The sequence below is a fragment of the Salinibacter sp. 10B genome, assembly GCF_002954405.1.
Classification (GTDB): domain Bacteria; phylum Bacteroidota; class Rhodothermia; order Rhodothermales; family Salinibacteraceae; genus Salinibacter.
This window is the reverse complement of sequence record NZ_MQWC01000004.1, coordinates 3487730-3514140: the sequence shown is the minus strand read 5'-3', so window position 1 is coordinate 3514140 and position 26411 is coordinate 3487730. Positions and strand designations below refer to the sequence as shown.

The 26411-nt window shown below is 60.3% G+C and carries 26 protein-coding genes; 7 read left to right on the top strand and 19 right to left on the bottom strand.

Features of this window, described 5'->3' with window-relative positions; all coding sequences use genetic code 11:
• Nucleotides 1–31: 31 nt before the first annotated feature.
• The 9 genes from BSZ35_RS14345 to BSZ35_RS14310 form a co-directional block, all read right to left on the bottom strand.
• Nucleotides 32–520 (bottom strand): lasso peptide biosynthesis B2 protein, encoded by a 489-nt coding sequence (locus tag BSZ35_RS14345; RefSeq protein WP_181149351.1) that lies wholly within the window; start codon nucleotides 518–520, stop codon nucleotides 32–34.
• Nucleotides 510–1778: a nucleotidyltransferase family protein gene (locus BSZ35_RS14340; protein ID WP_181149350.1), complete on the bottom strand. Its 1269-nt coding sequence runs from the start codon at nucleotides 1776–1778 to the stop codon at nucleotides 510–512. Before BSZ35_RS14340 ends, BSZ35_RS14345 begins: the two co-directional genes overlap by 11 nt.
• Before the next feature lie 16 nt (nucleotides 1779–1794).
• Nucleotides 1795–3708: an ABC transporter ATP-binding protein gene (locus BSZ35_RS14335; protein ID WP_105013081.1), complete on the bottom strand. Its 1914-nt coding sequence runs from the start codon at nucleotides 3706–3708 to the stop codon at nucleotides 1795–1797.
• A 12-nt stretch (nucleotides 3709–3720) separates the two neighbouring features.
• Nucleotides 3721–4653: a hypothetical protein gene (locus tag BSZ35_RS14330; RefSeq protein WP_105013080.1), complete on the bottom strand. Its 933-nt coding sequence runs from the start codon at nucleotides 4651–4653 to the stop codon at nucleotides 3721–3723.
• Nucleotides 4654–4826: 173 nt separating this feature from the next.
• Nucleotides 4827–4988, bottom strand: a complete 162-nt coding sequence (locus BSZ35_RS19300) for a lasso RiPP family leader peptide-containing protein (protein WP_146110117.1) — start codon at nucleotides 4986–4988, stop codon at nucleotides 4827–4829.
• Between the two features lie 39 nt (nucleotides 4989–5027).
• The gene (locus tag BSZ35_RS14325; protein WP_105013079.1) at nucleotides 5028–7028 is read right to left on the bottom strand and encodes a lasso peptide isopeptide bond-forming cyclase; all 2001 of its coding nucleotides are present in this window, start codon (nucleotides 7026–7028) and stop codon (nucleotides 5028–5030) included.
• Nucleotides 7029–7244: 216 nt separating this feature from the next.
• A complete protein-coding gene (locus BSZ35_RS14320; RefSeq protein WP_258096544.1) occupies nucleotides 7245–8162 on the bottom strand; it encodes an alpha/beta hydrolase in 918 nt (305 codons plus the stop codon).
• Between the two features lie 61 nt (nucleotides 8163–8223).
• Entirely contained in the window at nucleotides 8224–9198 is a 975-nt protein-coding gene (locus BSZ35_RS14315; RefSeq protein WP_105013078.1) for a hypothetical protein, read from the bottom strand.
• 94 nt (nucleotides 9199–9292) lie between these two features.
• A complete protein-coding gene (locus tag BSZ35_RS14310) occupies nucleotides 9293–10036 on the bottom strand; it encodes a DUF3047 domain-containing protein (protein ID WP_105013077.1) in 744 nt (247 codons plus the stop codon).
• Between the two features lie 159 nt (nucleotides 10037–10195).
• Between BSZ35_RS14310 and BSZ35_RS14305 the strand changes: the two genes are divergently transcribed.
• The 4 genes from BSZ35_RS14305 (at nucleotide 10196) to BSZ35_RS14290 (ending at nucleotide 14555) form a co-directional block, all read left to right on the top strand.
• Nucleotides 10196–11026: a sulfotransferase domain-containing protein gene (locus tag BSZ35_RS14305; protein WP_105013076.1), complete on the top strand. Its 831-nt coding sequence runs from the start codon at nucleotides 10196–10198 to the stop codon at nucleotides 11024–11026.
• A 124-nt stretch (nucleotides 11027–11150) separates the two neighbouring features.
• Nucleotides 11151–11975 carry a glycosyltransferase family A protein gene (locus BSZ35_RS14300; RefSeq protein WP_105013075.1) on the top strand — a complete coding sequence of 275 codons (825 nt, stop codon included), beginning with the start codon at nucleotides 11151–11153 and terminating at the stop codon, nucleotides 11973–11975.
• An 8-nt stretch (nucleotides 11976–11983) separates the two neighbouring features.
• Complete coding sequence (locus BSZ35_RS14295; RefSeq protein WP_146110116.1) at nucleotides 11984–13066, top strand: hypothetical protein; 1083 nt, start codon at nucleotides 11984–11986, stop codon at nucleotides 13064–13066.
• A 55-nt stretch (nucleotides 13067–13121) separates the two neighbouring features.
• Nucleotides 13122–14555 (top strand): capsule assembly Wzi family protein, encoded by a 1434-nt coding sequence (locus BSZ35_RS14290; RefSeq protein WP_181149349.1) that lies wholly within the window; start codon nucleotides 13122–13124, stop codon nucleotides 14553–14555.
• Nucleotides 14556–14714: 159 nt separating this feature from the next.
• On the opposite strand, the gene BSZ35_RS14285 is transcribed toward BSZ35_RS14290, so the two are convergent.
• From BSZ35_RS14285 to BSZ35_RS14270, 4 genes are all read right to left on the bottom strand, one after another.
• A complete protein-coding gene (locus BSZ35_RS14285) occupies nucleotides 14715–15794 on the bottom strand; it encodes a sulfotransferase (protein WP_105013072.1) in 1080 nt (359 codons plus the stop codon).
• Nucleotides 15791–16174 carry a hypothetical protein gene (locus tag BSZ35_RS14280; RefSeq protein WP_105013071.1) on the bottom strand — a complete coding sequence of 128 codons (384 nt, stop codon included), beginning with the start codon at nucleotides 16172–16174 and terminating at the stop codon, nucleotides 15791–15793. Before BSZ35_RS14280 ends, BSZ35_RS14285 begins: the two co-directional genes overlap by 4 nt.
• A complete protein-coding gene (locus BSZ35_RS14275; protein ID WP_219846650.1) occupies nucleotides 16171–16425 on the bottom strand; it encodes a hypothetical protein in 255 nt (84 codons plus the stop codon). The genes BSZ35_RS14280 and BSZ35_RS14275 overlap by 4 nt, the downstream gene beginning before the upstream one ends.
• A gap of 180 nt (nucleotides 16426–16605) precedes the next feature.
• Nucleotides 16606–17964, bottom strand: a complete 1359-nt coding sequence (locus tag BSZ35_RS14270) for an arylsulfotransferase family protein (protein ID WP_258096534.1) — start codon at nucleotides 17962–17964, stop codon at nucleotides 16606–16608.
• A 318-nt stretch (nucleotides 17965–18282) separates the two neighbouring features.
• Between BSZ35_RS14270 and BSZ35_RS14265 the strand changes: the two genes are divergently transcribed.
• The gene (locus tag BSZ35_RS14265) at nucleotides 18283–18720 is read left to right on the top strand and encodes a DCC1-like thiol-disulfide oxidoreductase family protein (protein WP_105013069.1); all 438 of its coding nucleotides are present in this window, start codon (nucleotides 18283–18285) and stop codon (nucleotides 18718–18720) included.
• Nucleotides 18721–18733: 13 nt separating this feature from the next.
• Here the strand turns inward: BSZ35_RS14265 and BSZ35_RS14260 are convergent, their stop codons facing one another.
• Together BSZ35_RS14260 and BSZ35_RS14255 are read right to left on the bottom strand one after the other, a co-directional pair.
• Nucleotides 18734–19366, bottom strand: a complete 633-nt coding sequence (locus BSZ35_RS14260; RefSeq protein ID WP_258096531.1) for an ABC transporter substrate-binding protein — start codon at nucleotides 19364–19366, stop codon at nucleotides 18734–18736.
• 57 nt (nucleotides 19367–19423) lie between these two features.
• Complete coding sequence (locus BSZ35_RS14255) at nucleotides 19424–20881, bottom strand: TolC family protein (RefSeq protein ID WP_105013068.1); 1458 nt, start codon at nucleotides 20879–20881, stop codon at nucleotides 19424–19426.
• A gap of 146 nt (nucleotides 20882–21027) precedes the next feature.
• On the opposite strand from BSZ35_RS14255, the gene BSZ35_RS14250 reads away from it, so the two are divergent.
• A complete protein-coding gene (locus BSZ35_RS14250; RefSeq protein WP_258096528.1) occupies nucleotides 21028–21345 on the top strand; it encodes a DUF721 domain-containing protein in 318 nt (105 codons plus the stop codon).
• Nucleotides 21346–21494: 149 nt separating this feature from the next.
• On the opposite strand, the gene fabF is transcribed toward BSZ35_RS14250, so the two are convergent.
• Both fabF and BSZ35_RS14240 read right to left on the bottom strand, forming a co-directional pair.
• Nucleotides 21495–22754 carry a beta-ketoacyl-ACP synthase II gene (fabF, locus tag BSZ35_RS14245; RefSeq protein WP_105013067.1) on the bottom strand — a complete coding sequence of 420 codons (1260 nt, stop codon included), beginning with the start codon at nucleotides 22752–22754 and terminating at the stop codon, nucleotides 21495–21497.
• 360 nt (nucleotides 22755–23114) lie between these two features.
• On the bottom strand, nucleotides 23115–23351 hold the full coding sequence (locus BSZ35_RS14240) for an acyl carrier protein (RefSeq protein WP_105013066.1): 237 nt from the start codon (nucleotides 23349–23351) through the stop codon (nucleotides 23115–23117).
• A gap of 322 nt (nucleotides 23352–23673) precedes the next feature.
• On the opposite strand from BSZ35_RS14240, the gene metK reads away from it, so the two are divergent.
• Complete coding sequence (gene metK / locus BSZ35_RS14235; RefSeq protein ID WP_105013858.1) at nucleotides 23674–24831, top strand: methionine adenosyltransferase; 1158 nt, start codon at nucleotides 23674–23676, stop codon at nucleotides 24829–24831.
• Nucleotides 24832–25180: 349 nt separating this feature from the next.
• Here metK and coaE read toward each other — a convergent pair whose 3' ends face one another.
• Both coaE and BSZ35_RS14225 read right to left on the bottom strand, forming a co-directional pair.
• Entirely contained in the window at nucleotides 25181–25777 is a 597-nt protein-coding gene (gene coaE / locus BSZ35_RS14230) for a dephospho-CoA kinase (RefSeq protein WP_105013857.1), read from the bottom strand.
• A gap of 95 nt (nucleotides 25778–25872) precedes the next feature.
• On the bottom strand, nucleotides 25873–26217 hold the full coding sequence (locus BSZ35_RS14225; RefSeq protein ID WP_105013065.1) for a histidine triad nucleotide-binding protein: 345 nt from the start codon (nucleotides 26215–26217) through the stop codon (nucleotides 25873–25875).
• Nucleotides 26218–26411 lie beyond the last annotated feature (194 nt).

The window sequence follows — 26411 nt, the reverse complement described above, 5'->3', positions numbered from 1 at the left end:
GGAGAAAAGAAATGAGCTGGAGCAGGTCTCCCTAAAGGGGGTCCTCTGCTCGTCCGGAAAGCAGGCTGTAAACCCGAGGCGATGCGCCCCCTCCAATTAGGACGTTCCCGTCTCGCTCGAGCCAGGCATGGGCCCGAATTTGATTGTCGTCGGCCCGAGCCACGCCGATGCGCAACTGTGCGGGTCGCCCCTTCCTCCACCGAAGGAGGACCTGCGCGGCAAGGGCCTGCGTGAGGCACGGACGAGCCGGGAACAGCCGCCGGCTTATCGCTGCGACGGCCCACAGTAGTCGCTGCTCGTCGTCTTCGCTCAGCCGCACGGAGCACTCCGATCGAGACGCCGCCCCCGAAAGCAGGCGCTGGACGCGTCGAAACGAAACCAGACGTAGGAGCAGGGCGACGGCCATCACCGTGCCCCCCGCAAGGCCGAGCGCTTTCCATTCGGCCCAGGTGATCCGGCGCAGCGTTTGTGCTCCCCGCCTTCCGCGAGAAAGCAGCCGTCTGGTGACATTATTGCGCATGGTGTGACGTTGGTTTGGCCGTTCCGTCCACAAGACGAGCAAGGGCGCGGCCCCCATCTCGAAGGAGGCGAAACGGACGAATGAGGTAGTACAATCCCCAGAGGGATGGAGGAAGCGATAGAAACGCATAATCGTGCTCGGTCGGCGTTACGGCCAGGGCCGCGTAGTGCCCGAGAAGGGCCAGATTGTCGCGCAGGCGCTGGCGCGTGCGGAAGGCGAACCAGAACGTGGACCATTCGACGGGCCGAAAGAGGCCTTTCTGCGTACCAAACCACTTCGTCTCCACCTCTTGCACCAGCCGTTCGACCGTTTCGTCTGACGCAATTCGGCGATGCACCTCCGGCGGCACTTCCACGTCCAGCCACCGCCCCGCAAGGATCACCCCTAGAAGCAAGGTGCGCAGGCTCCCGATCGAACGGGCTCGCTTCATCAGCCGTCCCCAGTCGCGATCGGGATCTGCCCGCAGCACCTGCGCCACGTCGCTCACCCACAGCAGACGGCTCCAGTGATGCTTGGTCCCGTGCGCACACAGGTACAGCAGTAAATCATCCGGATCGAGCACCTGCACCGAACTGGTGCCGAACTGGTGCGTCGTGGATCGCGCCCATACGTCATCGGACGAGAGGCGGAATGTGAGTGCACGGTTGAGCAGTGCCCAATGCAGCTCGACGAGCACGTCCCGTTCTTCGTGGTGCAACTCATAGCCGAGCTGTGCCTCATGCCTCATGTGCTCTTGTTCGTCCGATAGCGACCGAACAGTGGCGTATCCTTCCCCGAGCAGAAGAGCTTTCGCCTGGCCCAGATTGTCCCGATGAACGAGAAGGTCTACGTCCCCGAAACGCCGAAAGGCCAGATTTCCGTAGTAGCGAGAGGCCAGAGCAGCCCCTTTGTAGGTGAGAAGCGGAATCCCCTCGGCCCGAAACAGTGCCGCGATTCGTACCAGCTCTGTCATGACCCGCATGTTGTAAAACTGCGTAGCTTGCGCACGGCGTTGGAGACACGACAACGCATCGGCGGGAACGCTGGCAGCGTGACGGGCAAGGTGGTGGTAGAGCATTCCCGAAACGCCGTGAAGCGCGGCCGCCGTGAGCACAGCGGCCCAATCGAGTGGCTCTGCGAGGAGGGCCCGAAGGCGATCCTCCCGCTCCCCCTCCACCTCAGACCGCGCACACAGACACAGAAGCTGCGTCTCCGGTGCGAAGGGCGGAGCCGAACGAAGGAAGGGGGGCGCTGAAGCGGAAACAAAGGCAAAAGACATCGAGAACTCCTCAAAACTAATGAGAACCGGGTGAGAGTGACGAGCGTCCATTTTTTGCAGAAGGGACGCCGTGCTCCGGCGCAGCGGACGCTCCACGGTCGTCTCCAAGCTCCCGCACCGTCGTCTGGGCCTGCCAGGAGTCCGCATACATGCCCTCTTGTGTCACGAGATCTTCGTGGGACCCCGTCTCCACCACTTGTCCGTCCACCATGACGAAAATGAGGTCTGCCTGCATGGCTGTGGTAAAACGGTGGGTGACGAGAATCGCGGTGCGAGTAGACACGAGCGTGCGGAACCGTTCCAGCCATTGCATCTCGGCCCAGGAGTCCATGAAACTAGTGGGCTCGTCGAGGATGACGATGGGCGCCTTTCGATAAAAGGCGCGCGCAAGTGTAATGCGCTGCCACTGTCCTCCACTTAGCTCCACGCCTCCTTCGAACTGTTTGCCCAAAAGCGTATCATAGCCGTCCGGTAGCCGCTCGATAATGCGGTGTGCCCCCCCGGCGCGGGCCGCCTGCTTCACGCGCTCACGGGTGCCCTCCGCCCGGCGGTCGCCCATCTGGATGTTGCCGGCCGCGGTAGCGATGTACTGCATCGGATACTGGAACATAACCGTGATGTCGTCCCGAAGAGCCTCGAGATCACAGTCTCGAAGGTCCACGCCATCTACCAGAATGCGCCCCTCCTGGGGATCGTAGAAGCGACAGAGGAGCTTCGTGAGCGTGCTTTTTCCTGCTCCATTGGGCCCAACAACGGCTACCGTTTTGCCCGCAGGGATGGTGAGAGAAAAATTGCGCAGGGCCCACTCGTCGCTATCGGGATACCGGAACCCAACCTCTTCAAACCGGATCTCACGGGCCTGTGCGGAAGGCAGTGCAACGGGCTCCGCCGGGCTCGTGACCTGGGGCGTAAGCTCCAAAAACGTGAAGAGATGTTCGAGGTAGAGGGCATCGCTGTAGGCACTTCCCGCCCCATTCAAGAGCGTCCGCATAAGGTCTTTGCCTTCGGTAAAGGCACGGTAGAACAGGGCGAGGTCGCCGAGCGTTGCCCGACCGCCCAGTGCTCGCATGCCCATCCATGCCATCACCCCAACCGTGACGAGGAGCCCGATGCTTGCGGCCCCGAGCCGCGCCCAGTTCTGCTGCCCGGTGAGCCGAATAAGACCATTTCGGAGCTCCTCTCGAAGGGTTCGGTACTGCTCTTGGAAGTGGGATCCGAGCCCGAAGAGTCGCACTTCGGCCGCCGAAAAGGGAAGCGTAAGCACTCGGTTGAAGTAGTTTGTCCACCGGCGGTCGGGCGCCGTGTCTTCCCACCAGGCGTGGTGACGCCGGCGGTGCACCAGCACTACCCAAAGAGCTGGCGCTGTGCTTACCAGCAAGGCAAGAGGCAGCCACCATGCATACGGCAAAAGCAAGAGCGCCACGCCCATAAGCGTGATGCTGCTCTGGATCATCTGCCCAAGGCTCTGCAATAACGACAGCGTCCGCCCTTCGGCCTCGTCGGTCGCCATGGCCATGTGGTCGTAATAGGCCGGGCTTTCATAAAATGCCAAATCGACCCGAACGGCCTTCTCATGGATCTGCCCCTTGATGTGGTCACGCAGATATTCGGACTGGGCCGTCTGCACCCACCCCATCAGGCCTCCAAATACCTCCGCCAATAGCATGAGTCCTCCCACCAGCATTGCGGGAATGAGCACAGGAACCGCAACCTCCCAGGTAAGCCCTCCCCCAAGCCCCTCAGCCACCGCATCCACGAGCCATTTCGTGAGGTAGACGGTTGCGGTCGGGATCGTGCCCTGCACGACCAGAAAGAGCACCCACAGAAGGGTCCACCGACGAGCGGCCTCCCACACAAGGTGCAGAGCCCGGAGCAGATCTCCGAGTCGCCGTCGGGCGTCGTGTACAGTGGCCGTAAACGTGGAGTGCATATGCAATATCGACTAGACGCGGACCGTGGCAGAAATGGATGCGTTCGTCCCCGATCGGTCCTCCCTCGTCCTGGACTCGATGAGCTGTGCAATATCGGAGAGGGCGTGCAAATCCTCTTGCCGCTGGAGCGACCAGAGTGGGACGTGAGTTGCGAGGTCGGCGTATCGACGGAAGAGCGCCGGAAGTCCCGGATCGTCGACCGCTCGGAGTTGCGAAACATTGTAGGAGTACCGGAGCAGCTCCACGAACGCCTGCTGCACCGGGATTTCTGTTGCGGCAAGTTGAGGTCCTTTCCCCAACACGTAAATGGCCGAGAGAGGCACGCCTGTGGCTGCCTGAAATCCATCTCGGGCTGTTCGAGCTCGCTTCGAGACGCGATCGGCCAGCTCAGGCAGAGCAGACGGGTCATCCCCGAGGGCCGCCTGTGCCGAGGCAGGGTGAAGTTTCAGTTGAGGAAACCCAGCTGCTACCTCCGGCGCCCCGGCTCCGGGGGCCACGGCGAGAATGTCGTCAGTAATCATGGCATGTCCTCGTGCATAAAGGGCAGCAGCCGTCGTCGACTTTCCCCATCCCTTGTGTCCAACGAACGCGACCCCTTGTCCCTCGATGGCCACCGCACTGGCGTGCAAGACCAAAAACCCGCGCTGATGAAGAAGTGCGGCCATTACGGTTCCGAGGAGCGGCAAGCGCACAAGGCGTGCGTCTACATTCGGATCCAACTCCGCATGGATCTCAGTACCATCGACGACGCGAAATCGTCCGATGTCCGACCATTCGTACATCGCCACCCCAGGACCGTATTCATGATGCGTGTGCAGCACGGCCGACGCGGGCAGAATTCGACGATGAATTCGAACGTCCGGAGTGGCCCGATCGGACCTCTCCAGTTCCGGAAGTACAATATCGGAGTGAATGTGAAGCCCGTAGGCAATGTATGCGTTCATCGACTGGCAATTTCTCCCCGACCGGAATGTCCGGAACGGTGAAGGTGAAAGTGTACATCCGATTGTTCTGAACGACGCCTCCCTTCAACCCCTGCGGTCGTCCACTTATTTCTATTCGACACGGAGAAGACGGCCCCTTTCGAGGCCGCCCTCGTTCCGTCTTTGATATTTTATTAGTGAAGCGGTCCGGAAAAAGTGAGGTCTCCGTAAGGGGTCCCCGTTCCAAACGGCTGGTCCAGATACTCACGGGCTTCGCTGTTCTGACCCGTAATGGCGTCGACGCTTCCGTGCTCGACCAGAATCGGAGATGAATAGGTTTTCTTCTGCTTGTTCATATCGAGAAGGTGATGTAATCGGAAAAAAGGAAGAGGGGCCTAGGGTCCGCTACTCGCATACCCCGAGGGCCGACTGTCATTCGCCCCGACGGATTGCTTCTGTCGGAACCAGTGCAGAAATACCGCCGCGGTCCAAACTGAAAACACGTCGCGCGGCTGCACAGCAGCCCCTTCGGACTCGAAGAGTCTGCACCAAATCTCCCGCAACTCTGTCTCCTCTACATACTCTTTTGCTCCCCTTAGGGGGGAGAATAGGAGCGAATGCACCCGCTTCTTTTCCCGAATCATGTCTTTACGCAGAAACGGCAGGAAGTCGGCCTTCGTCGGACGAAGACGCACCGACGCGGGAAGTCGTCCCTGCATGGCCGATCGCAGAACGAAGCGCCCCAATCCATTTCGCAGTTTTTGGTCGGCGGGAAGGGCCAGACAAAATTCGACCAGCCGCCGGTCCCAGAACGGGTACCGCGTCTCCACCTGACGGGACGCCCCGAGCGGATCGAGCACCTCAAATCCCTGCACCTGCACGGGATGAGTCAAGAGGCGGGCGTGCCGCTCGGCCTCGCTGGCAGGCCGGCCCCTCGCCTTGAGATGGGTATGGTAGCGCTCCTCAACCGCGGTACGCCCTCGAACGGAAGGAGTGAGGAGGTCTAGCTCCTCCCTTTCCGGGGGAAGAGCCTCTCCCCCCGCCCCATTCGGCATAACGGTTTTCAATCGTTGCGCCGTATTCCAGGCAGCCTGAGCGCGCGGATGGGATTGGAGCCATGGGCCAATGCCCACGCCCCAAACGTACCGCCAGAAGAGCGCCCACGCAGACGACACTCGTCCGGTTCGGCGAAGTCCATACAATTCGCGGGCGAGCCCCCCCCAATGCCCTGCCTTGGCCAGCTCGAAGAGCCGCCCCTCTCCATGAGACACCACCTCATCGCCCCCATGTCCGTCCAACAACACGCGACAGCCTTCCGCCCGGGCCTTCGTGTATTGCAGCCACGACAGAGCAAGGGTCGGAGCCCCAAACGGCTGGTCCTGCGACGCCCCAAGCGTGTCGAGAAGGCGCACCGGCGACACCTCATCGCCCGACGTGACGTGGGAGATCGCCCCTCCCTTCTCCGTAACCGCCTCGATATACCGCCGCTCATCACACGACGGGTGCTCGTCGAACACGGTCGAAAAGGTGTGTAGCGTCGCCGAGTCGCGCCCCTTCTCACGGGCCGTCGCTACGATCGAGGACGAATCGAGTCCCCCGCTCAGCAAGGCTCCGACGCGTCCCCCTGGACTCCGCATCCGGCACCGGACGGCTTCGTCGAAGTGAGCTCGAAATGCCGCTGCGTACTCCGCATCGGTGGAATAGTAAATGCGACGGTCCGGGTCGGGCGCCCAGTAGCGCTCGAGGCGGAGTCCTGTGCGTGTCACTAGCGCCGTGTGAGCCGGGGGCAGCCGCAGAATGTCTTTGTAGACGGTAGCGGTTGCATCGGACACGATCCCGACCAAAAAATCGGCCATGTGCTCCTCATTCAATGCTGCCCCGTCGTCCTCACATTCAAGGAGCGCCTTGATTTCCGAAGCAAATGCGAAGCGTCGCTCCTCATCGTAACGGTAGAAAAACGGACGCACGCCGAACACGTCACGGGCACAGAACAGGTGCCGACGCTCCTCATCCCAGAGGGCAAATGCAAAATCCCCAATGAGATGCCTCGCACACTCGCCCCCCCAGTGCTCGTACGCCGCCAGGATTAAATCGGCGTCCGTCACGACCGCTTCGGATGAACGAGACAGCGACAGCTTGGAGCAAAGCTCTTCGCGATTGTCGATCCGAGCATCGGCCACCAGTACACGAGTACCATCCGGGGAACGGAGCGGCCAGCGCTCGTGTGCCGCTTCCGGGGTCGTGTTGAGCGCTGCATGTCCCAGGCCAAGGCCCTCGCCATACCAGACCTCGTGTCCGTCCGGGCCGCGGTGCGCAATTGCCTGAAGCATGTCCGCGAGTCCCGGGTGCGAAATGGGATCGCCCTGGAGATGATAAACGCCGACTATGCCGCTCATATGTATCTTCGGAATAGGAAATCAGGACCCACTCAAGATGACATTCAGTGGTCCCGACCTCTCCCTCTCCCTGCGCAACCAGTTGTAACTTCAGGAGAGGACCCCCTGCGCTTTTAGCGCACCTTCTCCCGTGCTGCCCTGAACAAAAGGACGACACACAGCCCCTCTCCCCAGGGCAGCAAGAATTCGTGGCTGGCCCTCTGAACGTACAGTTCGCTACGATGCCGGCCGCGTGCCCGTTCGATCAAGATGGTCGAGAAGGGCCTGATTCACCCTCTCCGGAGCGTCGTGCTGTATCCAGTGCGTCGCGTCGTCCAGAACCATGAGCCGTCCATCGAGACAGCGAGCCGCACTGGGAGCTGCCATCCGGCGGCTGAGGGCGATGTCCCGCGCGCCCCAAAGCACGAGCGTAGGCACCGGCACCTGACGGTCCTTTACGCGCGTTCGGAGTGCCCGGCGCGCCGCTGCCCGATACCAGTGCAGCATCCCGGTCAGCCGACCCGGGCGTCGCCACGCCCGCCGGTAGGCCTGCATATCGTTCGTCGTGAACGTGTCGGAACGGCTGCTCCACCGTAACAGGAGGGCAAGGCCTTGCCCGTCCTTTCGCCCCAGGACCCACTCTGGCAGGTGCGGGATCTGAAAAAAGAGGGCGTACGTGCTGCGAAGAAGCTGGCACGGATCGGCCCGGAGGGTCTGGGAAAAGACGTAGGGATGCGGCACGTTCAAAATGCCGAGGCGATGAATTCGCTCTGGGGATGTGATCGCCAGTTGCCAGGCCACCATTGCGCCCCAATCGTGTCCGATCACGTGCGCTCGGTCGCGACCCTCCGCGTCAATGATCTGCCGCACATCCGCCGTGAGCCGATCAAGATCATAGGCCGAAATGTCGTCGGGAGCATCGCTGCGGTTGTAGCCACGCTGATCGGGAATGAGGACGCGGTAGCCAGCATGGGCGAGGGCTGGGATCTGATGGCGCCAGCCGTACCAGAACTCTGGAAAGCCGTGAAGAAGGACGACGAGCGGCCCATCGGATGGCCCTGCCGCCCGTATATGAAGAGATACCCCGTCCGTGCTCGTCCCCCAATGCCGTTCCATCGGTACCGAAATTCGCTCCTCCCCGAAGTCAATGACCATTCCACTGTTCTCTCGGTCTCCGGTGTGCGTCCAGTTCTGTTACAAACGGCCGTGGAGACTGCTATGCCTCTGCCCGCGAAGGGGTGACCTGCTCCTCAGTGAGCCGTGCCCACATCCGCTCAGCAAAGTCGTAGAACGGCTCTTTTTGGTGTAGCCAGCCAAAGTGGAGGACGTACGGGGTAAACGTCACGTACTCCCCCATTCGGGGCATGCGCTCGGCCGCCCCGAGCAGCGTGTTCAGCAGCGTATCATTGGGAATCCCGCGGAGCTCGTACACGAACGGGGAGGTGTAGTAGCGATACGTTACGTCCTCGAACGCCGGGTCGTGATCGACGAGGGCACCGATGTAGTCGAGTTGTGGACTGTTCTGTCCCTGCAGCCACGGAAACACGTGAAGTTCAAGCTCGCGCATCGCCATCGCCAGACTCCACTCACAGGTTTCTTCCGACCGGCCCTCCTTCAGGCGACTCCGGAAGTGCGTGCGATCCGACTGCGCCAAAAACTCGGCGGCGTGCTCGCCCACCGCACGGGTGACGGCCTCATCCTGCGCGTAGATCATTCCGGCCTGTACGCGCGGAAGCGAGGTGAGCCCAAACCGGTGCAGCGTCCGCTGCCGGCGCCGGAACAGCATATCTACAAGCACACCAATGCCCTTGGGCCCGCCAAAGAAGTGATCGGCATTCTGGAGTCCCGTCGCCGTAAACGGAAAAGCGGCAAACTGCTGCCAGAGCGGATCCGGATCGCGACACCAGATCATGTCGGCGTCCACAAAGAGCGACCGTTCAAACGGCTTGAATTCATGAAGGTGGTGCTTAAACCCCACGATGGACCGATGCGCGTCCGGCAGGGTGCCGATCACGTCGAACGTATCGGCCAGTTTTGTCCGCTCCAGAAGCTCTTGGTGCGACGGCGGGCAGTAGAGGGCCACCGGGCGGTCGGGATCGTGGCGCCGGAGGGTCTGAACCGACACCACGGCATGTTGTGCGTACCGAACGGGCCCGTAGCTGTGAAAGACGTAGCCTTCGCGCGCGGCCATCGGGGAAGAACAGATCTACCGAACAAATGGTGGAGTCACTGTTCACGCCTGCAGCCTTGGAATTGGTCCCCCAATTAAGAAATGTGGGCCCTACTCACTCCCGAGCGGGCAAGAGCATGATGTCGTCAATGTCCACCTTCGACTCGTCGCCGGTCGAGTCGGAATCTCCAGAGATTGTAATGGACACGGGCCGATTGGGCGGCGCATCCCCAAAGATTTGCTTGTAATCGTCAATGACGTTCCGGGTCTCCGTCTTCCACGTGCCCATGCCGGGCTCGCGACCTGAATTGACGACAATAACGTTCAGAGGCCCAAAGGACACGACAGTTCCAACGGGCAGGGTTGAACTGTACGTGTACTTGATGCTCTTGGGACGCCCCAGCCAGTCGGAGCCAAACGTGACGTAGACGGCTCCGCCGGTGTCGTTTTCCCCTTTTTCGCTTGCCCCCTTCGGTAGGGTAAGAGCGCGCCAGCGCCACTGCAACCGCGGATGATCACGCAAATCCCAATCAAACTCTTTCCCATTTCGCTGGCTAAAGCGAATGTACTGGTTGTTCGTGTAGAGACGCACGAACTGGTTTCCTTCCTCCTCTAGTACATCAAACCGTTCGCCGGGCTCCAGGGCCTGGGCTGCAGGCCGCACGTCATCCCGAGAGTCGACGCGGACCCACTGCGACGGCGGCTGTCCCAGATCATATTGCTCGAAGTTGTCAACCACCTGAGGAGTCTCCTGAGCAACAGCCCCTCGCGCAATTCCCGCAACCAGCAAAAGCCCTGCAATCCCCCCAATGAACCATCGGAGAGCATTCAGACCGGAAAACGAAGCAAAGTGGATCATAGATAAAGTACTGAATAGAAACAGAACGCGCCACCATTCCCCGCCGGTATAGCCGTCATTGGCCCGACCGAGGTAACACCTTTTGCTCCGCCCTCGGGAAACGTCACTGCTTTTGGACGTGTATCTACCGCGGTTGCTCTGGACCTACCTTCTGCTTCAATGCCCCTTCCCGACTTTCTCATCATTGGTGCCCAAAAGGCCGGTACCACCTGGCTCCGTGAGATGCTTCGGCGCCATCCGGACGTGTACATGCCCGACCGTGAACTTCACTTTTTCAACAAAGACCGGACCTACCAACGGGGACTCGACTGGTATTCTCGGCAGTTTCGCGGTGCGAAAAACGGGTGCCTCATTGGTGAGAAAACCCCCAACTACCTGTGGACTAATGTTCCTGCCTCCGGCAGTGACGCCTCCGACACCCACCGGCGCATCGCAGAGTCTCTGCCCGACGTCAAACTGTTGGCCATTCTCCGAAATCCCGTCGACCGGGCTGTATCCGCCTACAACCACCATCTTTGTCGGGGGCGCTTCCCTCCTCACGTTCCCATGAAGCAGGTCCTCTTCGGCGAGTACCAGCACCTGTGTCGGCGACACGGCGTTCTCTCGATGGGCGCGTACGCCGAGCCCCTGCACGACTACATGGAGCTGTTCCGGCGCGATCAGTTGCAAATCCTTATCTTCGAGGAAGATGTGGTCAACAATCCCGATCAAGGAATCCAGAAAACCTGTGACTTCCTGAATCTAAATCCAGATCGTCTCGAAGCGGCCTCCGACGAGGCCCGTCACGTCCACTCGTTCAGCAAGGCACGTACGTACTTGAATTACTGGCTCCCGGTTCCAATCGCCCTCACCCGCCCCGTGGACTTTTTCTCGTCCCCCTGGAAGCGAACGCCGGACCCGGAGACCCGAACCCAACTTCAAGAATATTATGCTCCACACCAGGAGGCGCTGTATGACCTTTTGGGACGCCGCATTGAGGCATGGTCGTAGCCCCTACCCGGTGTCCCGCCCGTGAGATGCTCCTCCGGGAATCAATCGTCTCTTTGGAACCTCGGTCGACCGCCTCCGTGGGGTGCGTATCCCGCTACTCCCCCAACTGTCGAGCCCTATCTGCATGTCGGCGTCCGACGACCGCCCCCTCATCAGTTGCCTCATGGTGACGGCCGACCGTCCCCGCCTCATGCGCCGCTCTGTGCGGTGCTATCGGCGACAGACCTATCCGAATCGTGAACTCGTGGTTGTGGACGATGGGGAGACTGACCTTGCCCCAATTCTTTCGGATCTTTCGGACGAGGAAGTCACGTACGTGACGCTCGACCCAACCATCGATCACGTCCTCGGGGCGCTCCGCAATGTGGCCCTTGACGAGGCCTCTGGCGCTTACCTCACTCAGTGGGACGATGATGACTGGTACCACAAAACCCGCCTGGAAACGCAGGCAGCGGTGCTCGACGAAGGGGCAGATGCCTGCGCACTGCATGGCACCCTCATGCACCTCGACGCCCCGGAGTATTTCTACCACCCGTACATCGGCCTGCTTGACGACGGGGTGCCGGGCAGCATCATGCACCGCCGGGACCAGAACGCGCGCTACCCGGAGATGCCCCGTGCCGAGGATACAGTCTACCTCGATCATTGGCTCGAACGGGACTACCAGATCCTCCCAACCGACCAGTCGCACCTGTTCATCCGATGCTTCCACGGCGACAATACCTGGGAGCAGAAGCACTTCTTAACGCGAATGCGCAACACCCCCCGCGACGCCATTGCGTATGTGTGGCACCGGTACGTGCGGGGTGATCTCTTCCGCCACCGGCGCTTCCAGCTTTCCGATGTCGCCTGGGACGCCTTTGAAACCTACCTGCAAGACTCTGCCGACCTCGATCTGTTTCGGCACGCCCCGGATGCCGCCCCGGCCGCCGCTCTTGCTCAGCAATAATGTCTTTTATGCCGGGCTCTCTCTCCTCGCTGTACCATCGTCTGACGGGATGGGTCACCCATTTGAAGGAGCGTGTCGAGACGTGGGCGGGCACAACCGCCGGTGAATGGACGCTGTCGATCCTCCGGCACGGCGTAACCGCTGCTGTCATCGCGTACCTGGCCTACCAGATGACCCACATCGGATGGGGACGCATCTGGGCCGCCCTGCCGACCACGCCCTGGTTCTATGTCCTCTTTCTCGCCCTCTACTTCCTGCTCCCGATCTTCCAATCGATCGGCTATAGCATCATCTGGCAGCGGCCCTTCCGAACGCTCTTCCCTCCTCTCCTCAAGTCGGGTGTCTACAACAAAGAAGTGTTAAACTACTCGGGCGAGATGTATCTCTTTTCCTGGGCTCGCGCTCACCTGAACCTGACGGACGGTGAAATTGCCCACCACATCAAGGACAACACCATCGTCTCGTCGGTCGCGTCAACCTCCAACGCCGTTGTCCTCCTGGGCATTTTTCTCACCACGGGTATGGTGACGTTTCCGATGCTCTCCGACCGGACGTGGATCTACATGGTCGCCGGCGTTGTGGGCATCATCGCTATCCTCGCGGTGGGCATCCGATTCTGGCGCTCCGTCTTCAAGCTGTCCGGGGCGCTCATTCTGGGCCTCTTCGGCCTCTACTTTGGTCGACTGCTGCTTCTGCAGGGCCTTCAAGTCACCCAGTGGGCCGTGGCTCTACCCGAGGTCGCCGTCCAAACGTGGCTCACGTTTCTCGCTGTGCAAATCATTACGAAGCGGATCCCGCTCATGCCCAGCCAGGACTTGTTCTTCATGGCCGTGGGACTGGAAATGGCCGGTGCAGTACAGGTCCCGGAGGCGGGGCTCGCCGGCGTTCTCGCCGTCCACAGCGTGCTCGATAAAGGATTAGGCTTGCTTCTTTTCGCGCTGGTATCGTGGTACGATCGGAACGCGTCTCTTTCCACGTCGCCACCGGATGACACGGACGCCCCTGCGCCTCCCGAAGACGCAGCAGAGTCAGCAGATCTCTCCACGCAAGACGCGGTTTCCCCCTCCGAGGTGTCTCCTTCAGCCTCCTGAGTCTGCCGGTCCTTTCCCCTCCACGCTGCCGCCTTCATTCATTCGCATCTCCGCTATGCGACTGCAGAGTACGGCACTGTGTATCCTGGCGCTTGCGCTTGCTCTCTTGGGCGATCTGGGGACTGCGGTACGGGCTCAACCCCTGAACTACCATGCCTTCTCAACCCTGCGCGGAAGCCCAGACGGGACCCTTCCATTCTGGCATTATGCGAATACGCGTGGCCAATTTCGAAGGGGCTCCACCACCAACTGGCTTTCCGGCGCGGGACTGACGCTGCCGTTTCAACGCGTTGGACAGTTTCAGGTGAGCGCGGGCGCCGAGGTCATCGGACGTCTCTCCGACGCCTCGAACAGCCTGCATCTCCATACGCTGTACGGAAAAGCACAACACCGCGGCATTCGGCTCAGTGTCGGCCGCTTTTCCGATACCATTGGACTCGGCTGGAACGATCTTTCGATGGGCTCGATGATGGTGAGCCGTAATGCCCCACCGGTACCGATGATGAAGCTGTTCACGCCCGACTTCCTGGATGTGCCGTGGACCCATGGGCACGTGCAGATCCGCGGACGGTGGTCGGACGGCCAATTGGGAACAGAACGCGTCGTCGAGTCAGCCCTGCTCCACCAGAAGACCCTCTACCTGAAGTTCAACGTCGCGGACGTGTCGGCGATCGGCGGGCTGGTCCAAAATACGGTGTGGGGAGGAACGGGACGCCCGACCGGGTGGAACGACTACGTGCGTGTGGTCTCTGGATCGTTGGAGGGAACGAAGGTGGACCAAAACCGGACGGGCAACACCATTGCGGCGTACGACTTTGCCCTGCAGTACGACCTCACGGACTGGCGCCTACAGGCCACCCGGCTCTTCTACCTGGAGGACACCGTCTCGATGCAGTTTCGGAGTCCATGGGACGGGGTCTGGAGCCTCGGGATTCGTCGCCAAACCGGACAGGGCTGGATCAATAGCGTTCTCTACGAGCACATGAACACCCTTCAGCAGGACGCCTTGCCCGGTGCCCCCCGGGGACGCGCCGGATACTATGGCCACTTCGTTTACGAGAGTGGCTGGACCTATCAGGGTACGGTTCTGGGCACTCCGCTCCTCGTGTTCAACCCGGAAACCAACCAAATGGAAAACAACATGGTGATTGCACACCATGTGGGCCTCAACGGCACGCCCACCAAGCGCCTTGGGTACCAGCTCCGCGTCACATACAGCCGCAATTACGGCGTTTGCGAGGACCAGATCATCACCGGGACGTGTGAGGTCCTCGCGGACCGGCCGGCTCCTCCCGACCAAACCGTGCGACCGCGAGGCGAGCTCCGCAAGGACCAGTACTCCGTACTGGGTCGGGTGCGGTATCGCCTGCCAGGAGAGCACAACCTCCAGGTGTTCGGTTCGCTTGCGATCGACATGGGGGAGTACTACGACAACCGGTTGGGCGGAAGTATCGGCCTTCGGTGGAACGGCACGCTGTCCTTCAACTAGCCGACCGGCCCCGACGGCACAGTCCGGGGGGCATTTACAAAGGGCTTCTGCGTCGTTCTAAAACACCTCGATACCAGTCCTCTAGATGGCCTGGAGCGGCGGCGATGACGGTTCTCCCCCCTCGGAAGTGTATTTTATGCTGACGCAACCGCCCCCGTTTTAACTGGAGACGAGGGCCGCCGCACGCTGTTGAAGCTGCTCGTACACCGCTTCAGCCTCGCGGAGGAGCGTGTTCGAAACGTCGGACTCGTCTACTTCATGCTCACGCGGCGAACGCACGTGATCCGCCTGTGACACAAGTCGATCGTCCGGAATTGAAAGGCAGTCGGTGAGTCGGCCGAGCACCGCCGCCGGCTCGTCCGTAAGTCGAGCATAGGAGAGAAGAACCGTCGACTCCCCGGCGTGCCGAAGAACGTGCCGGTATGCCGCAATCCAGTATTGGACCCAGAACGCAAACTCGCTCGGATCGGCCGCGTCCTCCAACCAGCCATCGAAGTTCACGGGCCGTAGCCCCTCGCCGAACTCATGATGTCCGATGGCTTCCATGTACTTCCGGACAAAGTCGTCTTGCCGGTGGATGTCCAAGAAGCGGTGATGCTGACGATGCATGGAGGCGGCCTGTTGGAGCGGCGCCCGAAATGGGATCAGGATGGTGCCGCGTTGAAGGGCAGGCGCCGGATTCGCCAGACGAGCAATGTTGAGATTATTTTTCGATACGTAGCGGAGCGGCCCCTGTCCCTCCTCTTCTCGCACCGCCACCACCTTCCGCATGTGGGTGTCGAAGAAACGATTGAACGCCGGGTTTCGGTCTTCGGCCGTCCAGGGACGAATGCGATCCGGCTCGTAATGATCGGACCAGAAGTGCTTCCAAACCACCTCCTCAAAGGCCTCTGGGCTCGTCTCCGATACCTGGAGCCCATCTCCATGCGCCCGCTCGCGAGTCGTGTCCTCAGTGGAAAACGAGCGCGCAAACTGATTCCAAAACAGAGGACATAAGATAAACGGCATGTCCTGATACGTGTGGCTGGCAAAGTGCCCCGTCTTCCACAGCAACTTCAGGAGAATGGTGGTGCCCGACCGCGGAAGGGCCGTGATGAATACCGGATCCTCTACCGGGCGAAGATCCTCTCCATACATCCCTTTTTCCACGTCAGCCAGGGCGTGCTGTGCAGTCCCGGCCCGAAACGCGATGCGGTACAAGAGCCGGTCAAGCCATCCGTAGCGCTCCTCAAAGTTCATGATGTACGGAGCCGTTGAATGAAGAGATATGCCAAAGCCCCCACGAGGATCGTTCCCCCAAGGAAGTCGAGGCGCTGCAAAACGGACAGCGTCCGCTCGAACGACCCGATCCCGACTCGTCCCAAGAGCCACACGATCCCCAGTGGCGCGCCGAGCGCAAGGATGCTTCCCCCAGCCAGAATGCCAAGAAGCCCAAACAGACGTCGGGCCTGTCGCTGGAGCGCCTCCTCCTTTTCAAGGTCTGAGAGCGAATCGTCCCGCAGCACCGCCAGACTGTCACTCCCCCGCTGTGTGACGTTGCGGGCGTGGAGGGGCAGATCGAAATACTCGATCGTGGCCGCAAACCCGACCACGACGAAAACCGCTAATACGACATTCATTCGCCTGCCGGGTCTGCTTCTGCGGGCGCGGTCGCCTCGTCCTCCCGAAACTTCCGGAGGAGCCGCTTCAGAGGAAACCAGATAAACCCAAAGAGAGACGCGATGATGGCAGCGAGCGCGGCAAGTAGCGTTCCGATCCCTGAAAGCACACTGCCGGGTCCTCCATAGGCATACGCTGACTCAAACGGAATCCCAGTCACGAGCCCAAGCATTAAAGCAAACAGTAATAGTGTACGGATACGTGTAATCATGCCGTCCACACAGCCTAGTGTTGGTGAGTCGGTAACGAAATGAGTCGCATCACAACGAAAAAGTTCCCGCTACGCCGTTCCCGTATGCTCCGAGAACAGCGGGTTGTTATAAAACAACTTCGTTCCCCTCTACTGGACTCTGCAGTCAAACAACGTTCCTCATCGAATTGCATCGGGAAATCATCTTTGCTCCGTGCTGGCTGGCTCAACCGAGGAGCAGGACCAGTCCGCTATGTCCTCGCGGCTAAGATCATACCGAGTCGCTTCCGTGACGACAGGGACCTTCGAGTCGGTAAATGGACTGTGAACCCACTCCCAAACCGTACGCCCGTCCGGGGCAACCTCCACGACCCGTCCCGCACTTGCCTCAGTGAGAAGCATATTTCCGTTCTCCAAGTGCTGCCATTTCCCCCAGATGGCTGTGTAGAAGTGTTCGGTGGAAGATTTTGGAACGCGAACCTCCATTGAATCCGTGTGAGGTTGAAGCGCCACGATTCGACTTCCCCCTAGCATGGTTCCTCTTTGTGTAAAGTCCTCGTTGTTATCGAACACTCCGATCCATCCTTCTCCGATAAAGTCGGGGTCGTGCTGCTGGATAAACGGCGCGGAAGCGTGCCATTTTACCTCCTTCGATTCGGGATCCATCACAAACACGAGGTGGAGATTTCGAAGCGAGACCAGTAGATCTCCAGCCTCGAAAAGCGGATATTCTTCCGCTAGAGCGGGAGACAGAGGCTCCACATCGTTCAAATGCATCACATCATTCTTTCTCAGCCCCTCTGTTCCCGCCTCCGGCTGGCTCACCTTCGAGAGGTACCGTTCGAGGCCATTTGCATACAGTACGTCAAGCACGCTGATTTTATTCAGCAAAACCCCTTCCCCGGAAACGTTCAGGATCCACTCCAGATAGAGCGGGTCGTCCAGCCCCGGAAAGCCCTCCGGATGGCCCGGACTCGTCGCACGAAGTTTTTGGCTCGCCCCTGGAATCCAGAAGGATCCATCGGCGCCTCGAGCAACCGAATGATGATTCCCTTCCGTGAGGGTCCACTGCACGCGTCCGCAGGCATCGAGCCGGGCCGTTCCAATGTACTCAAGATTGACGATTACGTCGCCGTTTGGAAATAAATGGGACCCGTGGATGACTGCTCGGCTTGGACTTCCCCCCCGCAGCCCAAGAGCGGAATCCGGAAAGAGGCTTCCTCTGTCTATTCGCCACTTATGTAGGGCACGACCGTGCTCGTTAATAAGTCGAAGTTCGGGCTTCAATCCATCAGCCCCCTCCCATGAAGAGACCAGCAATGTCAGACCGGACTGTACGGCATCCGGCTCTACAACCTTGACGCCCTCCCGATCGTAAACACGAGGCTGAACAAGAGCAGACGCAGGTGACCAAGCGCTTGATAAGGCCGTGATCTTCTGAGAAGCCTGCTCCAGGATTTTGTTTGGAAACCATCCGTGCCACCGCGTGGCGTACCCGTATAGAAACGAGAGGATGACGAGAGAAAGAACGAACGCGGTTTTCTCGAAGGATCGGATCATCCGGTGGTCCAGTTTGCCAGGCGTCAATCCAGGGGGAATGTGCCCCAGCGGGGATTTCATCAATGCGGAAGACAAATATCTCTATCCGTTTCGCTTCGTGCATCTTGTCGCCTACACCTCACCTCCGCTCTGATGGAAAGCACAAGCAGGCGGGCGGAAGCAAAGTGCCTCAATTCGCCGAAACGGATTGTACAAACGTCCACAAACATAGCTGGATCTCGAAGACACACGGAAATGGGATGTTCCTCCCCATCTACGTGTCCCACGGCCGGCATTCTCGCGCCGAGGATACCCCCCCAAAGGCATCTTACTCGAACCATGTCCTCATTCGATTTCACTGCCGACGCGCACGCCCTCGTCCTGTTCGACGGGGTATGCAACCTGTGCAATAGTGCCGTCAACTTCATCATCGACCGCGATCCCGAAGGGTATTTTCGGTTTGCCCCCCTCCAATCAGAGGTGGCGCAGTCATACCTCACGGAGCCTGGTCGACACCAGGATCTCAGCACCATTGTGCTCGTGGAGGAGGGCGACACCTACGTCCGATCGACGGCCGCCCTTCGCATTGCCCGGAAGCTGACGGGACCGTGGCCCCTGCTGGCGGTTGCCCTCGCCGTGCCCCGTCCGCTCCGCGACTTTGTGTACGACTGGATCGCCGACCGGCGCTACGACTGGTTCGGAAAACGAGCCCAGTGCCGCGCCCCAACCCCGGCCCTCAACCGTCGATTCCTCGACTACGACCCCCCTTCTTCGTGATGCAGGTCCCCCGTCAGCCTTCGGCCGTATCCCCCGACACCTCTTTGCGCTTCTTTTCCAGCGCCCCCATGAGCGCCTTGAACCCTCGCTTCCGCATCACGGACTGAAAAGAGCGGGCGTATCCCTCCGCCGTGCTCACCTCATCGACGACGATGTCCTCAGCCTTCCACTCTCCGTCCTTGCGCTCCAGAATATACTCGACCGGCGTCTTCGAGTCTTTGTACTCAGTAATGGTCCGCACGTAGGCGCTGTCGCCCTGTACCGAAATCTGGTCGTAAGTGACCTTCGAATTGTACACGTCGAGGTCGCTCATCGACTGGGCACGCACCACGTCACGAAAGACATCGACAAACTCAGCCCGCCGGTCGGTGCTCAAGGTATCCCAGTGCGGTCCCAGGGCCGTCTGCGCCATGATCTGAAAGTCCAACACGCCGTTAATGAGCTCTTTGAGTCGCTGGCGCTGCTCCGGCGTGTAGTCGGTGCTCCCGCTCAAGATGGACTTGATCTGCTGATTTCGCTCTTCGAGCATCTGCTGGATTTCAGCCTGTGTGGCCTGCTGCGCCTGCGCGCCCTCAGGGAGCGCCACGAGACCGATGAGAAATAGACTGTAAACGCCAATAAGGAAGTGACGCAAACGACGAATCATGGGGGAAAAAGGCATAATGATCAGTATGCTGCGAAAGGGCGTGAACCTCAATTCCAACTACTCCGTCGTGGCGGTGGAGTCAACAAGCGTGCCGCGTTTTACGCGATCAGTGAGCGTCCCGGTGGCCCGGAGAAGCTTCAGAACCGCGACGTTGTACTGTTTCACGGCCTCTACGTACCGGGCCTCCGCCTCCAGACTCGCCCGCACCGCTTTGACGAGATTCTCCGTGTCTCCGAAGCCAAGATCAAAGTCGATCTGCTCCGTCCGCAGCCACTCGCCGGAAATCGTAGTGGCCCGATCGCGGGACTCGACCGCGGCCTTGGCCACGAGCAGGTTGCGGTAGGCTTCCTCGACCTCAAAGCGCACGAGCTGCTGGGCCGCCGTCTGCTGGTGTTTCACCTCGTTGAGCTCGGCCTGCGCCTGCTCCACCCGCGCCTGGGTCTGCCCAAAGTTCAGGTTGAGCTCTACACCCAGTCCGGTACGTGTGCCGGTGCCCATAAAGGAGTCGCCCACGAACGCATTGTCTGGATTCGGGCGGGGTGGAAGGGTGACGCTCTGGGACAGGCTCGCCTGAAAGGCAATCTTGGGAAAGTAGTCGGACCGGGCCACGTCCACCAGTGCCTCGCGTGCCTCGATGCCTGCGGCGGCCTGATCCACCTCCGGTCGATTCTGCATCCCCAGCTCGATGTAGTAGGCAAGCGAGTCCGGATGAACGGAAAAGTCAAGGGGCTGGAGCTCGTCGCTCGACGCCGCAACGGTCGTACGATCCGGCACAAAAAGCTGACGCCGCAACGCCGACCGGGCCGTCTTCATATTCTGGTCGATTTGAACGAGCCGACGCTTGTACTCCTCTTCCGTCAACCGCGTCTGGAAGAGGTCCGCCTGATCAACACTTTCGTCGCCTTCTTCTAGGAGCCGATTGATTTCCTTCTTCGCCCGATCAATGACGTCGCCCGTCCGGTTGGCGAGTCGGTCCAGGGCCTGTGTAAGCAGCAGGTTGTAGTAGATTTCGCCGGTGCGGGCCGCCACCTCCAGCGCCTTCTGCTCCACACGGGCCTCTTCGACCGCCACACCATGCTCAGCCGCTTCGATGTTGCCGGAGAGTTCGCCAAACGTGAACAGCGGCTGCTGTGCCACGACCTCGGCCCGTCCAAAGGGCCGGAGGGCCCCAATCGACCAGTCGTTTGTGACTCCAGGATTGAGGTACAATTCGTCGTCGGGCGTGCCGGCCGGAACGTTGTCGAGGCCAGGCGCGAAGGACGACGCCGCGCTAAAGGACAGGTCCGTGAGGAAACGACTGGCACGAGCCTGATCGCTGCGAGCCGACGCAAAACGACGCTGGGCCCGGCGCTGGTCCACTTCCGGACTCACGGAGAGCGCCTTCTCAATTGCCTCAGTGAGCGAGAGATGCATGGTATCCGGCGAGGCAGTGCCGACCGATGTCGGTTGTGCCGATACGCCTCCGGCCATGCCACAGCAAAAGAGAAGCAAAAAAAGAGGGCGTCGAAAGGCCATTCGGTTGACTGTGCTCTATCCAAAACAAACTGATTCCCCCTAGCAGGACCTCCCCATTTCCGTTCGAACACGCCGCCCTGCTCCGGAAGAAGGTAACGCAAGGACACATCTACGCCCGACGACGTATGAAGATTTGTCTACACGGCATGCTCACAGCTTTAGGTCTCGCCATGGCCGCTCAAGACAGCCCTCAACCCCTCGGCGACGTATTGAAAGAAGTGATCGATCAGCTCGGCCTTCAGGAAAAGATCGATGAAGCCCGCGTCGTGGAGACGTGGGCCACCATCGCCGGCAAAGACATCAACGGCGTCACCGAGTCGGTGTGGATGAAGGGATCGACGCTCTACGTCAAAATTACGTCGGCGGCATGGCGACAAGAGCTGCACATGAACCGCCGCCAGTGGCGCCAGCGGCTCAACGGCGCGCTTGACACCGATCCCGTCGACGAAATCGTTTTCCGCTAACTCGGTCTGGAAGACCGGGCGCGTGGAGGTGTGAACGTAAGAGATGCGCCCCTGACCTACGCGGATGCCTCCCCGACAGCAAACTCCACTTCTTCACCTCAGAATTAGCCCCCCTCAGGCAGCCGTCCGCCGTCTGCAAGACGCCAAACTCAGCCTTCGAATTTACTAAACGCGACCGACGTGTTGTGCCCGCCGAACCCGAAGGCATTGGAAATGGCGAGATTAACCGGCCGCTCCTCCGCTTCGTTGAAGGTGTAGTTGAGGTCGCAGTCCGGATCCCGCTCCTCAAAGTTGATCGTGGGCGGCACCACGTCGTGGCGGAGCGCCTGGATGCTCGCAATGGCCTCAATGGCCCCCGCCGCCCCGAGCAGGTGCCCCGTCATGCTCTTGGTGGACGATACGTTGAGCTCGTACGCGTGGTCGCCGAAGACCTTCTTCAGTGCTTTCGTCTCTGCCTCGTCCCCGAGCGGAGTGGACGTGCCGTGGGCATTGACGTAATCGATGTCCTCCGGAGAAATCTCCGCGTTTTCGAGCACCCGGTTGAGGGCCAGACAGACGCCGCCGCCCTCCGGATCGGGGGCCGTAAGATGGTGCGCATCGGCCGACATGCCAATGCCCTCGACCTCCGCATAGATGGGGGCCCCGCGCTCCTTCGCCCGCTCCAGCGACTCGATAAAGAGTGCGCCTGCGCCCTCGCCCATCACGAATCCGTCCCGGTTCGCATCAAAGGGCCGGGAGGCGTGAGCCGGATCATCGTTTCGGGTCGACAGGGCGCGCATACTGGCAAACCCAGCAATGCCGAGACGGGTCACGCAGGCGTCCGTCCCTCCGCAGAGGGCCGCATCCATGTCGCCCTCCCGGATGAGGCGGTAGGCGTCGCCGATGTTGTGATTGCCGGTGGCGCACGCCGAAATCATGGCGTGGTTCGGCCCTCGAAAGCCGTGCTGCATCGCGATCTGCCCGGCGGCAATGTCGGGAATGAGCATCGGGATAAAGAACGGCGACGTGCGGGACTCGTCGTTGTCCAGAAAGTATTCCGTCTGGTCTCGAAACACCTGCATCCCGCCGATGCCCGTGCCGAAAATAACGCCGGTGCGGTCCTTTTCCTCCTGCGGCATCGACTCAGGATCAAGTCCAGCATCGTGCACCGCCTGGTCGGCAGACACCAGGGCATACTGACAGAACGGGTCCATACGACGGGCCTGCTTGGCGTCGAGGTGGTCTTCCGCCTCAAAGCCGTCGAGTTCACAGGCAAACGTCGTGCGGAGCCCTTCCGGATCGAAGGACTCGATGGTCGCAGCGCCGCTGCGTCCCTCTACGAGCCCCTCCCAGTAGTCTTCAACCGTGAGGCCCAGGGGCGTGAGCGCCCCCATCCCGGTGACGACGACGCGACGCGATGAATCAGACATAAAAATGATACCGGTCCGTGCAAAAGGATTTGGACATGCTTCCAGGGAGAACGAAGGACCGTGCTCCTCGCAGGCAGAAGCGACTCTTGACGTCTTCCCAGATCGGATATTCGCCTTTCGAGCGGAATCCGACGAGAGCGGATGCCGCTACGAGACATGCCCGGAAAAGGGATTCTGCCGCTGCATGCCCCGTTCCTGCAATAAACAATCTCCAACGTAGCTGTAGTTCGATCGCTCGCGTGACGGTATACCTTCCCCACGCTTCTACAGCCACTCCCAGAAAAGACGGACGATAAACCCCGACGAGCCACGGCGCCAAGCGCCCCTTACTCGCCGGGATCACGTCTCGCAGGTCTCTCGCTACACCTTTTCCTCAAGGTAGTCAATCGCGTCCCCAACCGTCGCAATCTCCTCTGCTTCCTCGTCCGGGATGGTCAGGTCAAACTCCTTCTCGAACTCCATGATAAGCTCGACGGTGTCGAGCGAGTCGGCCCCCAGATCATTGGTAATGGAGGCGTCCGGCGTCACGTCCGACTCGTCGACGCCCAACTTTTCAACAATAATCGACTTTACACTTTCTTCGATGTCGTTGGCCATGGTCTATACTCTCGTTGATGAAGAATCACACGCAAAAGAAAAGGCCCACTGCGGACCTCCGTTTCAACCGCCAAAAACTACAACCGGACCTCCGGAGAAGCAACGCGCCCCCCTCGTTTGATGCAAGCTTCGCACGTCTCTCCCACATTCTTCCTTTCTCACCTTAAACATCCCTCCGTTCTTTACATAGTGTGCGTTGGGAATCAAGATCATCCCCTTTACGTTATCGCTCCTCAAGATGAACGTCCACTCGCGTGGTGCGTTCATCACTGGAATTTTCTTTGGGACTCCACTGTCCTTTTCACCGGATCGGTTTTCGTTCATGGCTTACCTTTTCACTTCCGAATCGGTCTCTGAAGGCCACCCCGACAAGATTGCCGACCAGATTTCGGATGCCATCCTGGACGCCCATCTTGCCCAGGACCCGCAGAGTCGGGTTGCCGTCGAGACACTCGTCACCTCGGGGCTCGTCGTCCTCAGCGGCGAAGTGACGTCGGATGCCGACGTTGAGCCTCGTGAGATTGCTCGGGACGTTATTCGGGACATTGGGTATACGGATCCTCGCCTCCGTTTCGATGCCGACTCCTGCGGCGTTATCAGCAGTCTCGACGAGCAAAGCGGCGACATCAATCAGGGCGTGGACGGCCAGGACGAGCAGGGCGCAGGCGATCAGGGCCTCATGTTCGGTTATGCCTGCCGCGAAACCTCGGAGCTGATGCCGATGGCCATTACCTTCTCTCATCGGCTCGTGCAGGAGCTGGCCCACATCCGGAAGGAGACGGACAAGATGCCCTACCTCCGGCCCGACTCGAAAAGCCAGGTCACGATTGAGTACGAAGATGATCGTGTAACGCCGAAGCGCATCCACACGGTGGTCCTCTCCACGCAGCACGACGACGGCGTTTCCCAGAAGCAGATTCGGGAGGATGTGCGCAATATTCTCCTGCCGCAGGCTCTTCCGCAGGACCTGCTCGACGACGATCTTATCCTTCACGTCAACCCGACAGGTCGCTTCGTCATCGGAGGGCCGCACGGCGACACCGGTCTCACTGGCCGCAAAATCATCGTGGATACCTACGGCGGAAAGGGCGCACACGGGGGGGGAGCCTTCAGCGGGAAGGATCCCTCGAAGGTAGACCGCAGTGCCACCTACGCGGCCCGACATGTGGCCAAGAACCTCGTGGCTGCTGACCTCTGCGACGAAGCCATCGTACAGCTTTCCTACGCTATTGGGATTGCGGAGCCGGTCTCGATCGACGTCAACACCAACGGCACCGGAAAGCTACACGACTCGGCCCTCGTCGATCTCGTACGAGAGCACTTCGACCTCTCGCCCGCAGCGATCATCGATCGCCTCGACCTTCTGAAACCCCGATACCAGAAAACGGCGGCCTACGGGCACTTCGGACGCTCAGACTTTCCCTGGGAGGAACTGACCCACGTCGACACGCTCAAGCGCGCCGCCTCGGAGACGGCCTAGGGGATCCTCCATACCCCCATGTCGAATGGAGTGTTGATCGACAACGATATTCTGATCAACGGTTCTCATTTGGCCCCTGACGGCCCATTCGCCGGGCGTCGCTTCTTTCTGATGGGCTCTAGGCCCTCGCCTCCAACGGCGAGGGCTTTTTTTGTTGTCGAGGCCGGTCAATCCCCCGTTCGCAAAGCAAGGCGTGGATACAGCACCCATCTCCCCGACGATCGCCACTCCCACTTCGTAGATGCCGGGGGATGCCCCTCGCCGTCATCCTCTCAGTAGATTTTCGAGGCGCAGAGACCCTGTCCGACAACACAGGATGTCCTGAGAGATCAGGCGTCCCAGCATGCGTCTACGCATCCAACACAGTCCAGTACAGGTCTACGCTCTTCTGCCGAAGCTCATTGAGTGAGCCGTCATTCACGATCACGTGGTCGGCCCGTCGGCGAAGCTCTTCCTGCGGTAGTTGATGGCCCATGCGATCTCGCACCTGATCGGGCGTCACATCGTCGCGCTCAGCCACCCGGGCAACCCGATCCGCGTCCGGCGCCACGACCGCCGCCGTCACATCCACATGCGCATCCCCTCCGGCCTCAAAAAGCAGCGCCGCTTCGTGTACGAGCAGATCAATCCCCTCATCGGCGGCCCGCTCCTCGGCCGCCGAAAACGCCTCAAAAACGCGCGGATGAACAATCGCGTTCAATCGATCCAACCGATCGGGGTGACCGAACACGCGCTCGGCCAGGTACTCCCGATCCAGCGATCCATCTTCCCGGTACGTCGTGGGCCCGAACTCGTCGACAATGGCCGACTGAACGGCCTCATCCTCCTGCATGAGTCGCTTGGCCTCGATGTCGGCATAAAAGACGCGGGCTCCCTGCTCCTCCAGAAAGCCGCAAACGGTAGTTTTCCCGCTGCCGATGCCGCCGGTAACGCCCAAAGTCTTCACGATAGTAAATTTCGAATGGCGAATTTCGAGTAAGCGGACGTGAGTGCCAACGACCAACATTCATCATTCGACACTCGCAACTCGAAGGGCATCGCTCATCCGGGCGGCCACTCCAGGCGACGTCCCCCGAGGAGGTGGAGATGGAGATGATAGACCGATTGGCCGCCGTCGTCGCCACAATTGATCACCGTGCGGTAGCCGTCGCGAAGCCCCTCCTCCTGCGCGATCTCTCGCGCCACCACGAACAGGTGCCCGACGAGCGTCTCGTCCTCCGGTTCTAGGTCGTCGAGGGACGGAATGGGCTTCCGCGGCACGATGAGAATGTGCGTAGGCGCCTGCGGATTGATGTCTCGAAACGCCACGCACCGGTCGTCCTCGTGGACGATGTCGGCATCCACCTCACGGTCGATGATCTTCTGAAACATCGTTTTCTCGGACATAACGCGATGCCGCCGTCATGAAAGAAGTACGAGAGCCCGGAACCCCCTCATTCCGAGCGGAAACACAATATATCGGTCCGGCGCCCGCAATCACAAGACGACATCGTAACGGTACCGCTGTAACGGATCTGTTTGTGAACCGAACAACATCCCTCGCCTTTGGTCAGTACAATGACTGTCTACCAAGATCTCTG

Excerpts from the sequence above, each read along its gene's own strand:
- BSZ35_RS14345 (WP_181149351.1), bottom strand. The coding sequence starts at position 520 with ATGCGCAATAATGTCACCAGACGGCTGCTTTCTCGCGGAAGGCGGGGA.
- BSZ35_RS14340 (WP_181149350.1), bottom strand. The coding sequence starts at position 1,778 with ATGTCTTTTGCCTTTGTTTCCGCTTCAGCGCCCCCCTTCCTTCGTTCG.
- BSZ35_RS14335 (WP_105013081.1), bottom strand. The coding sequence starts at position 3,708 with ATGCACTCCACGTTTACGGCCACTGTACACGACGCCCGACGGCGACTC.
- BSZ35_RS14330 (WP_105013080.1), bottom strand. The coding sequence starts at position 4,653 with ATGAACGCATACATTGCCTACGGGCTTCACATTCACTCCGATATTGTA.
- BSZ35_RS19300 (WP_146110117.1), bottom strand. The coding sequence starts at position 4,988 with ATGAACAAGCAGAAGAAAACCTATTCATCTCCGATTCTGGTCGAGCAC.
- BSZ35_RS14325 (WP_105013079.1), bottom strand. The coding sequence starts at position 7,028 with ATGAGCGGCATAGTCGGCGTTTATCATCTCCAGGGCGATCCCATTTCG.
- BSZ35_RS14320 (WP_258096544.1), bottom strand. The coding sequence starts at position 8,162 with ATGGTCATTGACTTCGGGGAGGAGCGAATTTCGGTACCGATGGAACGG.
- BSZ35_RS14315 (WP_105013078.1), bottom strand. The coding sequence starts at position 9,198 with ATGGCCGCGCGCGAAGGCTACGTCTTTCACAGCTACGGGCCCGTTCGG.
- BSZ35_RS14310 (WP_105013077.1), bottom strand. The coding sequence starts at position 10,036 with ATGATCCACTTTGCTTCGTTTTCCGGTCTGAATGCTCTCCGATGGTTC.
- BSZ35_RS14305 (WP_105013076.1), top strand. The coding sequence starts at position 10,196 with ATGCCCCTTCCCGACTTTCTCATCATTGGTGCCCAAAAGGCCGGTACC.
- BSZ35_RS14300 (WP_105013075.1), top strand. The coding sequence starts at position 11,151 with ATGTCGGCGTCCGACGACCGCCCCCTCATCAGTTGCCTCATGGTGACG.
- BSZ35_RS14295 (WP_146110116.1), top strand. The coding sequence starts at position 11,984 with ATGCCGGGCTCTCTCTCCTCGCTGTACCATCGTCTGACGGGATGGGTC.
- BSZ35_RS14290 (WP_181149349.1), top strand. The coding sequence starts at position 13,122 with ATGCGACTGCAGAGTACGGCACTGTGTATCCTGGCGCTTGCGCTTGCT.
- BSZ35_RS14285 (WP_105013072.1), bottom strand. The coding sequence starts at position 15,794 with ATGAACTTTGAGGAGCGCTACGGATGGCTTGACCGGCTCTTGTACCGC.
- BSZ35_RS14280 (WP_105013071.1), bottom strand. The coding sequence starts at position 16,174 with ATGAATGTCGTATTAGCGGTTTTCGTCGTGGTCGGGTTTGCGGCCACG.
- BSZ35_RS14275 (WP_219846650.1), bottom strand. The coding sequence starts at position 16,425 with ATGATTACACGTATCCGTACACTATTACTGTTTGCTTTAATGCTTGGG.
- BSZ35_RS14270 (WP_258096534.1), bottom strand. The coding sequence starts at position 17,964 with ATGATCCGATCCTTCGAGAAAACCGCGTTCGTTCTTTCTCTCGTCATC.
- BSZ35_RS14265 (WP_105013069.1), top strand. The coding sequence starts at position 18,283 with ATGTCCTCATTCGATTTCACTGCCGACGCGCACGCCCTCGTCCTGTTC.
- BSZ35_RS14260 (WP_258096531.1), bottom strand. The coding sequence starts at position 19,366 with ATGATTCGTCGTTTGCGTCACTTCCTTATTGGCGTTTACAGTCTATTT.
- BSZ35_RS14255 (WP_105013068.1), bottom strand. The coding sequence starts at position 20,881 with ATGGCCTTTCGACGCCCTCTTTTTTTGCTTCTCTTTTGCTGTGGCATG.
- BSZ35_RS14250 (WP_258096528.1), top strand. The coding sequence starts at position 21,028 with ATGCTCACAGCTTTAGGTCTCGCCATGGCCGCTCAAGACAGCCCTCAA.
- fabF (WP_105013067.1), bottom strand. The coding sequence starts at position 22,754 with ATGTCTGATTCATCGCGTCGCGTCGTCGTCACCGGGATGGGGGCGCTC.
- BSZ35_RS14240 (WP_105013066.1), bottom strand. The coding sequence starts at position 23,351 with ATGGCCAACGACATCGAAGAAAGTGTAAAGTCGATTATTGTTGAAAAG.
- metK (WP_105013858.1), top strand. The coding sequence starts at position 23,674 with ATGGCTTACCTTTTCACTTCCGAATCGGTCTCTGAAGGCCACCCCGAC.
- BSZ35_RS14225 (WP_105013065.1), bottom strand. The coding sequence starts at position 26,217 with ATGTCCGAGAAAACGATGTTTCAGAAGATCATCGACCGTGAGGTGGAT.